Origin of the sequence: Stenotrophomonas sp. GZD-301 (genome assembly GCF_049310345.1) — a bacterium.
In the GTDB taxonomy this organism is placed as follows: domain Bacteria; phylum Pseudomonadota; class Gammaproteobacteria; order Xanthomonadales; family Xanthomonadaceae; genus Stenotrophomonas.
This window is the reverse complement of the sequence record NZ_JBMOWY010000055.1, coordinates 1-12003: the sequence shown is the minus strand read 5'-3', so window position 1 is coordinate 12003 and position 12003 is coordinate 1. Positions and strand designations below refer to the sequence as shown.

At 68.8% G+C, this 12003-nt stretch carries 10 protein-coding genes; 5 read left to right on the top strand and 5 right to left on the bottom strand.

The genetic code is table 11. The features are described 5' to 3' along the window. Positions 1–106 precede the first annotated feature (106 nt). The 4 genes from dnaJ (at position 107) to ACO6VK_RS14890 (ending at position 4391) form a co-directional block, all read left to right on the top strand. A complete protein-coding gene (gene dnaJ, locus ACO6VK_RS14905) occupies positions 107–1234 on the top strand; it encodes a molecular chaperone DnaJ (RefSeq protein WP_422508425.1) in 1128 nt (375 codons plus the stop codon). 226 nt (positions 1235–1460) lie between these two features. Further along, the gene (locus ACO6VK_RS14900) at positions 1461–2309 is read left to right on the top strand and encodes a hypothetical protein (protein WP_422508576.1); all 849 of its coding nucleotides are present in this window, start codon (positions 1461–1463) and stop codon (positions 2307–2309) included. A 64-nt stretch (positions 2310–2373) separates the two neighbouring features. Continuing rightward, positions 2374–3282, top strand: coding sequence for a pyridoxal kinase (gene pdxY / locus ACO6VK_RS14895; protein WP_422508423.1), 909 nt, complete (start codon positions 2374–2376; stop codon positions 3280–3282). Next, complete coding sequence (locus ACO6VK_RS14890; protein WP_422508421.1) at positions 3279–4391, top strand: prephenate dehydrogenase; 1113 nt, start codon at positions 3279–3281, stop codon at positions 4389–4391. Before pdxY ends, ACO6VK_RS14890 begins: the two co-directional genes overlap by 4 nt. 125 nt (positions 4392–4516) lie before the next feature. On the opposite strand, the gene ACO6VK_RS14885 is transcribed toward ACO6VK_RS14890, so the two are convergent. From ACO6VK_RS14885 to ACO6VK_RS14865, 5 genes are all read right to left on the bottom strand, one after another. Next, a complete protein-coding gene (locus tag ACO6VK_RS14885; protein WP_422508419.1) occupies positions 4517–4711 on the bottom strand; it encodes a hypothetical protein in 195 nt (64 codons plus the stop codon). Positions 4712–4781: 70 nt separating this feature from the next. After that, positions 4782–6548 carry an ABC transporter transmembrane domain-containing protein gene (locus ACO6VK_RS14880; RefSeq protein ID WP_422508417.1) on the bottom strand — a complete coding sequence of 589 codons (1767 nt, stop codon included), beginning with the start codon at positions 6546–6548 and terminating at the stop codon, positions 4782–4784. Continuing rightward, positions 6541–7149: an IMPACT family protein gene (locus ACO6VK_RS14875; protein WP_422508415.1), complete on the bottom strand. Its 609-nt coding sequence runs from the start codon at positions 7147–7149 to the stop codon at positions 6541–6543. Before ACO6VK_RS14875 ends, ACO6VK_RS14880 begins: the two co-directional genes overlap by 8 nt. A gap of 41 nt (positions 7150–7190) precedes the next feature. Then, positions 7191–8120, bottom strand: coding sequence for a hypothetical protein (locus ACO6VK_RS14870; RefSeq protein ID WP_422508413.1), 930 nt, complete (start codon positions 8118–8120; stop codon positions 7191–7193). Continuing rightward, positions 8117–8740 (bottom strand): RNA polymerase sigma factor, encoded by a 624-nt coding sequence (locus ACO6VK_RS14865; protein ID WP_422508411.1) that lies wholly within the window; start codon positions 8738–8740, stop codon positions 8117–8119. Before ACO6VK_RS14865 ends, ACO6VK_RS14870 begins: the two co-directional genes overlap by 4 nt. 141 nt (positions 8741–8881) lie before the next feature. On the opposite strand from ACO6VK_RS14865, the gene ACO6VK_RS14860 reads away from it, so the two are divergent. After that, positions 8882–11743, top strand: a complete 2862-nt coding sequence (locus ACO6VK_RS14860) for a bifunctional diguanylate cyclase/phosphodiesterase (RefSeq protein ID WP_422508409.1) — start codon at positions 8882–8884, stop codon at positions 11741–11743. The last annotated feature ends 260 nt before the right edge of the window (positions 11744–12003 follow it).

Here is a 12003-nt window from a genome sequence, read left to right as displayed (position 1 = left end):
GTCCTGACAGCCGTACCCCGGCCTGTCGGGGCGCCCGACGCAAGAGCGGACCTGGTTCCGCTCTTGCGCGTTGACGAATCCCGACTTCCGGAACCCGATTCAAGTTATGAGCAAGCGCGATTACTACGAAGTGCTGGGCGTGTCCCGCACCGCCAGCGAAGAAGAGCTGAAGAAGTCCTATCGCCGATGCGCGATGAAGTTCCACCCGGACCGCAATCCGGGTGATGCGGCGGCCGAAGCGTCCTTCAAGGAATGCAAGGAAGCCTACGAAACCCTGTCCGACGCCAACAAGCGCCGCATGTACGACGCCCACGGCCACGCCGCGTTCGAGCACGGCATGGGTGGCGGCGGTGGTCCGGGTGGTCCGGACATGAACGACATCTTCGGCGACATCTTCGGCAACATCTTCGGCGGTGGTGGCGGTGGCCCGCGCCAGGCCCGTCGCGGTGCCGATATCGGCTACGTGATGGAGCTGGACCTGGAAGAAGCGGTGATGGGCGTGGAACGCCGCATCGACATTCCGACCCTGGCCGAATGCAACGACTGCCACGGCAACGGCTCGGAAGACGGCAAGGTGGACACCTGCACCGTCTGCCACGGGCGCGGCCAGGTGCGCGTGCAGCGCGGCATCTTCGCCATGCAGCAGGCCTGCCACAACTGCGGTGGCCGCGGCCAGATCATTCCCAATCCCTGCAAGACCTGCCACGGCAACGGCCGTGTCGAGGAAGACAAGGTGTTGTCGGTGAAGGTGCCTGCGGGCGTCGATACCGGCGACCGCATCCGCCTGTCCGGCGAAGGCGAGGCCGGTCCGGCCGGTACGCCGGCGGGCGATCTGTATGTGGAAGTGCGGGTGCGCGAGCACGCGATCTTCCAGCGTGATGGCGACGACCTGCACTGCGAAGTGCCGATCCGCATCTCGCAGGCTGCGCTCGGCGACACCGTGCGCGTGGCCACCCTCGGCGGTTACGCCGAGATCCGCATTCCGGCTGAAACCCAGACCGGCAAGCTGTTCCGCCTGCGCGGCAAGGGTGTGCGGTCGGTGCGCAGCCGCAGCGAAGGCGATCTGTACTGCCGTGTAGTGGTGGAGACCCCGGTCAACCTCACCACCGAGCAGCGCAAGCTGCTGGAGCAGTTCGAAACCACCTTCACCGGCGAAGAAGCGCGCAAGCACTCGCCGAAGTCGGCCACGTTCATCGATGGCGTGAAGGGGTTCTGGGACCGGATGACGTCGTAAGCGACGTTGGTTTCCGTCATGTACCGAAGGCCCCCTGGAGACAGGGGGCTTTTTTTTGTCGTTGCCGTCGCGGTCCGGTGCAGGCCGTTTGCTTCCGGTGTTGATCGCGACAGGTGTGCGTGACTGTGCCTGCAGCGATTACTACCATGCCTGGATGAACAGGTTCCCCCTTATCGCCCACGCCGCCCCTCGATCATTGCCTTCCGCTGTACGCCGCGCATTGTCGGTGGCCCTGGTGGCTGGCTCGCTCACTGCGGGAGCGGTGTCCGCCAAGACATTGGATGCATGCAAGCTGGATGCGATTGACGGGACGATCGAGCGTCCTCTGCAGTTGGCGCCTGGTACGCGATGGACGTATTCGGTGGGTGCCGACCATCCTGTGTCGTCCCTTCGCCTCGATGGGATGACGCAGGGTCTGACGCGACTGACGGTGGGGCACGGTGTGCAGCGCGTTGAACACACCGATACCTATGCGGACGTCAATCCGCTTCGCCGGGGGCGAAAGGAACTCCTGCGATTCCCGCTTGCGGTGGGTGCAACGTGGACCGATGAATTTGCCGAACCCGGTGCAGTTGGGAGGGCAATTGGGGTCTACCACTACGACTACGAAGAGAAGGGCAGCAGTCATGTGGTGGGCATCGAGACGGTCAAACTTGGTGTCGGCAACGTCCATGCGTACCGCATCGAGAGGAGCGCACGCTGGCGAAAGTCCAACCCCACGTCGACGGATATGACCGACATGCGCTGGCAGGGGCAAGAGGCCGTCGAGGGGCTGGAGCGCAGCATCAGCTGGTACGTGCCAGCCTTGGGGCGGGTAGTGCTCAAGCGCAGCATCACCGCGCATCCGTCGTATGGCCCCTATCTCTCGGCAGAGGACAACTCCCGCGATGTCATCGTCACAGAGCTGGTGGCCTTCGAATCGCCGGGAGGCTGCCGCATGGAAGGGGAGCCCATCCACGCGCAACGGTTCGCCGACCGCCAACCGCTGCATTACCCATTGGTCTTCAACAATACCTGGGAGTTCCTCCTGCAGCGTGACCCCCACATCCCGGAACAGGCAGCTCTGGCAGAGTAAACGGGCGGGATGCGGCGTAGCGGTTGGGGGATAATGGCAATAGAGCCCCCACCGTGCCGATCCCATGAACGAATCCCTCGAAAGCCACCTCGTCCACGGCCGCCGCCAGCGCCCGGACGGTCCGTCGCCGGTCGATGTCATCTCCGTGCAGTCCCAGCTCGTCTACGGCCATGCCGGCAACAGCGCGGCGGTACCGCCGCTGCGTGCGCTGGGCGTGCGCGTGGCGGAGATCCCGACCACGCTGCTCAGCAACGCGCCGTTCTACGCCACCACGCGTGGCCGCGTGCTGCCGTCGGACTGGTTCGCCGACCTGCTGCTGGGCACTGCCGAACGCGGGCTGCCGCAGCGTGCACGCATGCTGGTCTCGGGCTATTTCGGCAGCGTCGGCAACGGCACCGCGTTCGCCGACTGGCTGGACGAGGTGCTGCCGGCTTCGCCGCAGCTGCGTTACTGCCTGGACCCGGTGATCGGCGATACCCACACCGGCCCGTACGTGGAGCCGGGCCTGGAAACCGTGTTCGCCGAGCGCCTGCTGCCGCACGCGTGGCTGGTGACGCCCAATGCGTTCGAGCTGGGGCGGTTGACCGGGATGCCGAGCCTGGCCCAGGACGAGGCCATCGCCGCGTCGCAGGCCCTGCTGGCACGCGGGCCCGAATGGGTGCTGGCGCACAGCGTGGGCGGCGAGCCGGGGCAGCTGGTGACGCTGGCGGTGAGCCGCGATGCGATCTGGCGCTGGACCTCGCCGCACCTGCCGGTGGACGTGGCCGGTACCGGCGACGTGCTGATGTCGCTGCTGGTGGCCTTCCTGCTGCGCGGCGAGGCCTTCGAGCAGGCCATCTCGCGCGCGATCGCCGGTGTGCACGTGGCGCTGGAGACCACGCTGGCCAACGGCCATGAAGAGTTCGACGTGCTGGCCGCCGCACCGGCGGCCCTGTCGTTGCCGCATCGCTTCGTGCCCGAGCGCCTGGCGTGACCCGCACGCCGGTGGTCGGGATCGTCGGCAGTGCCGGCGCCTACGGGCGCTGGCTGCGGCGGTTCCTCGAACAACGGATGGGCCTGGAGGTGCTGGGACACGACCCGGCCGATCCGCAGTCGGACACGCCCGAGGTTCTGGTCGCGCGCGCGGAAGTGCTGATCTTCTCCGCACCGATCCGGCATACCCCGGCGTTGATCGGCGAGTACGTGAGCCGCTCGGCCGGGCGCGAGGCAGGGCGGCTGTGGCTGGACATCACCTCGGTGAAGTCCGCGCCGGTGGCGGCGATGCTGGCCTCACAGGCCGAGGTCGTGGGCCTGCATCCGATGACCGCGCCGCCGAAGGCGCCGACCCTGAAAGGCCGGGTCATGGTGGTCTGCGAGGCGCGCCTGTCGCAGTGGCAGCCCTGGGTGCAGGGTCTGTGCGATGCGCTGGAAGCCGAGTGTGTACGCGCTACGCCCGAGCACCACGACCAGGTGATGGCGCTGGTGCAGGCGATGGTGCACGCCACGCACCTGGCGCAGGCCGGCGTGCTGCGCGATTACGCGCCGCTGCTCGGCGCGCTGCCGGCGCTGATGCCCTACCGGTCGGCATCGTTCGAGCTGGATACGGCAATCATCGCGCGCATCCTGTCGTTGAACCCGGCCATCTATGAAGACATCCAGTTCGGCAATCCGCACGTCGCGCCGATGCTTGATCGCCTGCTTGCGCACCTGCAGACGCTGCGTGCCCAGGTCGGGCAGGGCGACGACGATGCGCGCGCGGCGTTCCGCCAGCAGCTGCTGCTGGACAATCGAGACAGCCAGGGTGAGACGGTGCTGGCCGACGGCAACTACACCTTCGAGCGGGTTGGCTATCTGCTGGCCGACCTGACCGAGCGCAACGCGATCAGCGTGCACCTGCCGGAAGACCGCCCCGGTTCGCTGCGTGAACTGCTGCATGTCTTCGAGCGCCACGCGGTCAGCCTGGCGTCGATCCACTCTTCGCGCACGCCGGGGGGCGAGGTGCATTTCCGTGTCGGCTTCGTTGCTGGCAGCGATGCCCGCGCGCTGCAGCAGGCGGCCGCGGAAATCGATGCGTCCGGGATCGGCCGGGTGCTGTCGCGCTGACCTGCTGCACTGCCGCATTCATCCACAGGGGGTGTGGATGAATTGCGGACAACCATGTGGATAACCGCGTTCAGCCCTTGGGGCAGAACGCTGTCAAGATGGGTGGCCAAAAAATGACCAGTCGATCAGGTGGTCAGCGTCAGCTCGCCACCGGAGGTACGGAACTGGCGCCCGTCGCGGACCAGGTGGCGGCCGTCGGCGAGCTCGTAACGTGCGGCGGGCGTATCCGGCGCGGTGTCGCCGGCCGCCTCTTCCTTGAACTCGATGATGACGTAGTTTTCGCCATTGGCGTCGGTGGCGGGGAACTGTCGGAACGACATGAAACACCTCCTGCAGCGGCACGGACCAAGGTCCGTGCACGATGCACCGCGACGCGTTAGGCGTGCGTCGTCAATCGATGAACTGCAGCTTCGCCAGCTCCGCATACAGGCCGCCTTCGGCCAGCAGCTGCGCGTGCGTGCCTTGGGCGACGATCCGGCCGTGGTCCATGACCACAATGCGGTCGGCCTTCAACACGGTCGCCAGGCGATGCGCGATGACCAGCGTGGTGCGGCCGGCCATCAACCGCTCCAGTGCCTGCTGCACGGCGCGTTCGCTCTGCGCGTCCAGCGCGCTGGTGGCCTCGTCGAGCAGCAGGATCGGCGCGTCCTTGAGCAGGGCGCGGGCGATGGCGATGCGCTGCTGCTGGCCGCCGGACAGGCGCGCGCCGCGCTCACCCAGCTCGCTCAGGTAGCCGTCCGGCAGGGCCTGCAGGAATTCATCGGCCTCGGCGGCGGCCGCGGCGCGCTGCACCTCGTCGTCGCTGGCCTCCAGCCGCCCGTAGCGGATGTTGTCCAGCGCGGTGCTGGCAAACAGGGTGGGTTGCTGCGGCACCAGCGCCATCTGCGCACGCAGCTGGGCCGGATCGACCTGGCGCACGTCGACGCCATCGACCTGGATGCGGCCGGCGGCAGGATCATGGAAGCGCAGCAGCATCGACAGCACGGTGCTCTTGCCGGCACCGGACGGGCCGACCAGCGCGACGGTCTCGCCCGGGCGCACGTGCAGGTCGAAATGGTCCAGCGCGGCGGTGTCCGGGCGCTGCGGATAGTGGAACACCACGTCGTCGAAGCGGATCTCGCCGCGCAGTGGCTGCGGCAGCGGCTGCGGATTGGCCGGGCTGGTGATCTCGATGTCTTCCTGCAGCAGTTCGGCGATCCGGCCCATGCCGCCGGAGGCGCGCTGCAGTTCGTTCCAGACTTCGGCGAGCGCGCCGACCGACCCGCCGCCGATCAGGGCGTACAGCACGAACTGGCCAAGGGTGCCGGCGCTCATGCGGCCGTCGATGACATCGTGCGCGCCCAGCCACAGCACCCCGACGATCGCGCCGAACACCAGCACGATGGCGGTGGCGGTGACGATCGACTGGGCGCCGATGCGCCGGCGCGCGGCCTTGATCGATTCGCCCAGCGCCGCGTTGAAGCGGCTGCGCTCGTACGGCTCGCGCGCATGCGCCTGCACGGTGCGTACCGCGCCGAGGGTCTCGGCGGCGAGGCTGTTGGCGTCGGCGATGCGGTCCTGGCTGGCGCGCGAGATGTGGCGCAGGCGACGCGCGCCGATGATGATCGGCAGCACCGCCAGCGGAATGCCGACCAGCGACCAGGCGGCCAACCCGGGGCTGGTGACGAACAGCATCACCAGGCTGCCGACCACGGTGACGCTGCTGCGCAATGCCACCGACATCGTCGAGCCGATCACGCTGCGCAGCAGTTCGCTGTCGGCGGTGAGGCGCGAGACCAGCTCGCCGCTGCGGCTGCGGTCGTGGAAGCCGGCACCCAGCGCGATCAGGTGGGCGTACAGGCGGCTGCGCAGGTCGGCGACGACCTTTTCGCCGAGCAGGGACACGAAGAAGAAGCGCGCGGCGGTGGCCAGCGCCAGCACCACCGCGACGAGGAACAGCAGTGCGAAGGCGCGGTTGATCTGGCCGTTGTCGCTGAAGCCGTGGTCGATCATCAGCTTGACCGCCGGCGGCAGGCTCAGCGTGGCCACCGAGGACACCGCCAGCGCCACCAGCCAGGCGCTGAACAGTCCCGCATGGCGGCGCACGAATGGCCACAGCGTGCGCAGGCTGCCGAGGCGGCGCAGCGCCGGGGCGGGCGCGGGAGGGGTGTCAGTCATTCGGTTGGCCTGGTTCGGTGCGTGTTTCCACGCGGATACGATCACGGGTGGCGTCGCGCAGCCGGTTTTTCAACGGGTCAACCTGATCGGCCGGTAGACGAAGGTGCAGCGAAACGCCCGACGGGGTGAAGGTTTCGGCCTGTTTCTCGGCCAGGTGGGCGGCCAGTGCCGCATGCAGCGTGCCCAGGTCCTCGAACGGGGCGTGCACGTCCAGGTCGGCCAGCGCGATCAACGGCTGCCGTGGCGCCAGCCGCAGGCATTCGGCAGCGGTGCCGCCATAGGCCCGCACCAGGCCGCCGGCACCGAGCTTGATGCCGCCGTACCAGCGAATGACCACCACCATGACGCGATCGAAACCCTGGCCGTCGATCGCCGCCAGGATCGGCCTGCCCGCAGTGCCGGCCGGTTCGCCGTCATCGCTGGAGCGGTAATCGTTGCCATGCCGATAGGCCCAGCAGTTGTGCGTCGCATCGGGCACGGCCACCTGCTGCAGGAACTGCAGCGCCGCGCCGGGATCGGTGATGGGGGCGGCATGGGCGATGAAGCGGCTGTGCTTGATCTCCAGGCTGTGACTGACGGCGGTGGCAAGCGTATCGGGCATCCGCGCCATTGTAGGTGACGACCGTTGGTCGTCACTGCCCCTCAGGTGTCCAGCAGCTGGCGCAGGTCGCGCGGGATGCGCACTTCCGGGTACTGCTGCAGGTAGCGCTCCAGGCTGGCGCGTGCGGTATCCAGATCACCGGCGTCGCGCCGCTCGCGGATGCGCTTGAGCCACTGCTTGCGCGGCAGGCTGGCATCGGCGGCCACCGCGGCATCGACGGCGCTGGCCGACAGTACTGCGTCGCTGGACGGTGCCATCGCCGAGCGGCGCTGCATGACGCCTGCGGCGCTCGGGGCCGGGCGGGGTGCCGCGAGCGGCGCGTTGGCCCGCTCCGCGCGGATGGCGGCCTTCTGCGCGGGTGCCGATGCCGGTGCCGGTGCCGGTGCCATCACTGGTGCGGCGTCAGCGGCGGCGCTGTCGGCCGATTCCCTTGAGAAGGCCTGCGGCGCGGCAGCGGGTGCCGGTGGAGCCGGCGGCGCCATCTTGGGCGCGGGGACCGGCGCCGGTTCCGCCACCACCGGTGACGGTGCGGGGGCGGCGCGTGCCTGGGGCGGCGGGGCGACCGTGGGCGCGATGGCACCCGCTGGCTCGGCCGCAGCGGGCGCTGCCGCCGGGCTGGCTGGGACATCCGCCGCGTCGGCGGCTGCCGACGCCGCGGCCGGTGCATCGGCAGCCGGCATCTCGAGGACAGGCACGGGCGAGTCCTGCAGCCGCAGCTGCCAGGCGATCCCGACGGCGAACACGACCGAGGCGGCGACGCCCATCACCGCAGGCAGGCGCGAGCGCCGACGCCGCGGTGGCGCGTGCGCGACGGCCGCAGCGGCAGGGGCGACCGGGGGCACCTGCACCGCCGCGCGGGCGGCGGCGAGCACGGCGTCGTCGAGCGACGCCGGCGGCGGGGTCGGCGCAGACCGGCCCAACAGGCGGGCCAGCTCGCGTTCTTCGGGTGTCAGCGGCGTGCGGTCGTTCATGTGTTCATCCCCGCGCGCAGCTTGTCCATCGCATAGCGCAGCCGCGACTTGACGGTCTCGCGGCCCACGCCGGTGATCTCGGCGATCTCCTCCAGGCTAAGTTCCTGCTCCAGCCGCAGCTGCAGGACTTCACGCTGGTCGGCCGGCAGCTGTTCCATCGCCAGTTGCAGGCGACGGCGCTGCTCGAAGTCGGACAGCTGGGTTTCCGGCGTGCGGCTGTCGCTCATGCGCGCCACGCGCTCGTCGGCGTCGCCGGGCGGCGGCGGCCGATGCCGGGCGGCGCGCCAGTGATCGTTCAGCCGGTTGTGCGCGATCCGGAACAGCCAGGTGGTGAAGGCGGCCTCGGGCTGCCAGCCGGCACGGGCGGCGATCACCCGCTGCCAGACGTCCTGGAACAGTTCATCGGCCAGCGCGGCATCGCGCAGCTGCCGCAGCAGGAAGCTGTACAGCCGGGCACGATGGCGCCCGTACAGAACCTCGAACGCAGGCAGGTCCCCGCCGGCCCAGGCCAGCATCAGCGCTTCATCGGTTGGCAGGGCCACGGCATCCACGGCGCACAGAGTAAGCGGTGCGGGTGCGTCCGCAAAGCGTGGCGATGGCAGGGGAGTGGCCGACAACATGGGGAGCCCGGTTCCAGGTGACGTTCCAGTAACGTCCATCTGCAACAATCGGGGTTGCCACCCTTCCATTGCCCCCCGGTTCACGCGTTATGCTCGGCGGACAGGGGAGGTGCCGGGCATCCGGTGCCAGTAGAGACGAACATGCTGTCCAGTCAGGTAGTGACGCCTTCAGTGGACCCGGACCGTGACGCGCAGGTGTCCGCCGATCTGGCGCGCACCCTCTGCGCGGTGCTGCCCGTTGGCAGTGGCCTGCATCTGGCCTGGCGCGACCCGGTGCTCGGCGACGGGCTGCAGTCCGAACCTTTCGACCCCTCGATGACCGCCGGGCACCTGCTCGACGCAGCGCTTCCCGTGCCAGGGCAGCTGCAGCGCTGGCAGTTTGGGGACACGCGGCTGGCGCTGCAGGTGCTTGGCGAGGGCGAACCGGTGGCCCCGGATGCAGGGTGGTGGGGGCTGGCGCGGCGTGCGGTTCAGGACGCCATTGCGCTGACCCGCCAGCGCCGCGAGATCCACTCGCTGGAAATCTCCAAACGCCTGCAGCAGGCGCTGTATGAAATCGCCGACCTCGCCGGCGCGGATCTGGAGATGTCGGAGATGCTGCGCCATGTGCACAGCGTGCTGAACTCGCTGATGTACGCGCAGAACTGCTTCATCGTCGAGTACGACGATGTGCGGCGCCGGGTCCGCTTCCTGTATTTCGCCGACCAGCAGGACAGCTTCGTCGCCGATCCCGACCGCAGCTACGAAGAGCATGAGATGCCGCGCAGCCTGACCTTCGCGCTGCTGCGTCATGGCCAGCCGTTGAGCGGCCCGTCGCGCGAGCTGCTGGCGGCCGGCAACGACGAGCCCGATCCGGATCGGGGGCCGGAAAGTCTGGACTGGCTGGGCGTACCGATGCTGCGCGAAGGCCGCGTCTGTGGCGCCATCGTGGTGCAGAGCTACGAGCACCGCGCGCGTTACGGCGAGGCGGACCGCGCACTGCTGGGCTACGTGGCCCAGCACATCCAGACCGCGATGGACCGCCGTCAGGCGCAGGTGCAGCTCGAGCGCCAGGTGGAGCGGCGCACGCTGGAACTGCAGCGCGCCAACCGCAGCCTGCAGGACGAAGTGGTGGAGCGGCGCCGCGCCGAGAAGCTGCAGCTGGCGCTGTTCAACATCTCCGAGATGGCGATGAGCGCCTCCAGCCTGGCCGAGTTCTACGTGCAGGTGCATGGCGTGGTGGGTACGCTGCTGGATGCGCGCAACTTCTATATCGCGCTGGTCAACGAAGGTGGCGACGGGCTGGAATTCGTCTACTCGGTGGACGAGTACAACGCCTCGCGCGCACCGCGACCGTTCAGCGAAGGCCTCACCGAGTACATCGTGCGCAACCGCCAGCCGCTGCTGGCCACGCGCGACAACATCGATGCACTGCGCGCGGCCGGCGCGGTGCGCGAATTCGGTGCGCGGTCGCACTGCTGGCTGGGCGTGCCGTTGCTGAGCGACGACGACGTGGTTGGCGTGATCGTGGTGCAGAGCTACTCGCCGGACGTGAGCTTCACCGCCCACGACCAGCGCCTGCTGACCTTCGTGGCGCAGAACATCGGCAACGGCCTGGCCCGCCAGCGCGACCAGGAACGCCTGCGCAACGCGCACGCCGAGCTGGAACTGCGGGTGGAGGAGCGCACCCGTGAACTGGCCGATGTGAACGAAAAACTGCTCGGCCAGATTGGCGAGCGCCTGCGCGCGGAGCAGCGGCTGACCCACCAGGCCATGCACGACGCGTTGACCGGCCTGCCCAACCGGCTGCACCTGCTGGACCGGCTGGAGGATGCGATCGCCCAGGCGCGCCAGCCCGACGGGTCGGCCTTTGCGGTGCTGTTCCTGGATCTGGACCGCTTCAAGCTGGTCAACGACAGCATCGGCCACGCCGCCGGCGACCAGATGCTGGTCGAGGTGGCCAAGCGGATCGTCTCGATGGTCTCCAGCGAGGACGTGGTGGCGCGGCTGGGCGGCGACGAATTTGCAATCCTGCTGCAGTGCCGCCACGGGTTGTCCTCGGCGGTGGAGTTCGCGCAGCGGATGCTGGTGGCGCTGGAGGAGTCGATGTGGGTCAAGGGGCGCGAGCTGTTCCCGTCCGGCAGCCTCGGCATCGCCATGTGGCATCCGCGTTACCGCAATGGCGAGGAACTGGTGCGCGACGCCGATGCGGCGATGTACCGCGCCAAGGCGCAGGGCAAGGACCGCTGCGCGGTGTTCGACGAGGCGATGCGCGAAGAGGCGCTGCGCAGTCTGGACCTGGAAGCGGACCTGCGCCGGGCCATCATCAATCGCGATTTTCTTCCCTATTACCAGCCGATCGTGCGCCTGTCCGACGGGCAGGTGGTGGGGCACGAGGCCCTGCTGCGCTGGCAGCACGAGCGTCGCGGCCTGCTGCTGCCGAGCGCGTTTCTGGACCTGGGCGAAGAGAGTGGCCTGATCGAACAGGTTGACTGGCTGCTGTACGAGCAGGTGATCGGCCAGCTGGCGCGCGGCGGGCGCGGCTATCTGTCGGTCAACGTCTCGCCGCGTCATTTCCGGTCGGCGGACTTCAGCTCGCGCCTGTTTGGCCTGATTGAAGCGGTCGGCGCCGATCCGCACCGGTTGCGGCTGGAGATCACCGAGGTGGCGCTGCTCGACGACGGCCCGCGCACGCTGCGCATCCTGCAGACGCTGCGGGAGCGGGGTGTGCTGGTGCAGCTGGACGATTTCGGGACCGGGTTTTCAGCGCTGTCCTACCTGCACCGGTTCCCGATCTCCACGCTCAAGATCGATCAGAGCTTCATCGCCGGCCTGCACGGCCAGGACATGCAGAGCACCTACGCGCTGGTCCAGGGCGTGCTGTCGCTGGCCCGCACGCTGGGCATCGAAACGGTGGGCGAGGGCATCGAGAACCCCGCCCAGCGCGACACGCTGCTGCAACTGGGCTGCGATTACGGCCAAGGCTATCTGCTGGGCCGCCCCGCACCGATGGAAACGGCGTAGTGCCGGGTTCTACCCGGCAATGTTGACCAGGCGACACCGGCAATGTTGACCAGGCGACACGGTTGATCAGCGGGGCAGAGCCCCGCTCTACGGTGTCAGCGGCTATCTGCTGGGCCGCCCTGCGCCGATGGAAACGGCGTAGTGCCGGGTTGTACCCGGCACTGTTCGCCCGGCGACACGGTTGATCAGCGGGGCAGAGCCCCGCTCTACGGTGTCAGCGACTATCTGCTGGGACGCCCTGCATCCATGGAAACAGATCA

What these genes read in the sequence shown, in the direction of transcription:
- dnaJ (WP_422508425.1), top strand. Translation starts at nt 107, where the DNA reads ATGAGCAAGCGCGATTACTACGAAGTGCTGGGCGTGTCCCGCACCGCC.
- pdxY (WP_422508423.1), top strand. Translation starts at nt 2,374, where the DNA reads ATGAACGAATCCCTCGAAAGCCACCTCGTCCACGGCCGCCGCCAGCGC.
- ACO6VK_RS14885 (WP_422508419.1), bottom strand. Translation starts at nt 4,711, where the DNA reads ATGTCGTTCCGACAGTTCCCCGCCACCGACGCCAATGGCGAAAACTAC.
- ACO6VK_RS14880 (WP_422508417.1), bottom strand. Translation starts at nt 6,548, where the DNA reads ATGACTGACACCCCTCCCGCGCCCGCCCCGGCGCTGCGCCGCCTCGGC.
- ACO6VK_RS14875 (WP_422508415.1), bottom strand. Translation starts at nt 7,149, where the DNA reads ATGCCCGATACGCTTGCCACCGCCGTCAGTCACAGCCTGGAGATCAAG.
- ACO6VK_RS14870 (WP_422508413.1), bottom strand. Translation starts at nt 8,120, where the DNA reads ATGAACGACCGCACGCCGCTGACACCCGAAGAACGCGAGCTGGCCCGC.
- ACO6VK_RS14865 (WP_422508411.1), bottom strand. Translation starts at nt 8,740, where the DNA reads ATGTTGTCGGCCACTCCCCTGCCATCGCCACGCTTTGCGGACGCACCC.
- ACO6VK_RS14860 (WP_422508409.1), top strand. Translation starts at nt 8,882, where the DNA reads ATGCTGTCCAGTCAGGTAGTGACGCCTTCAGTGGACCCGGACCGTGAC.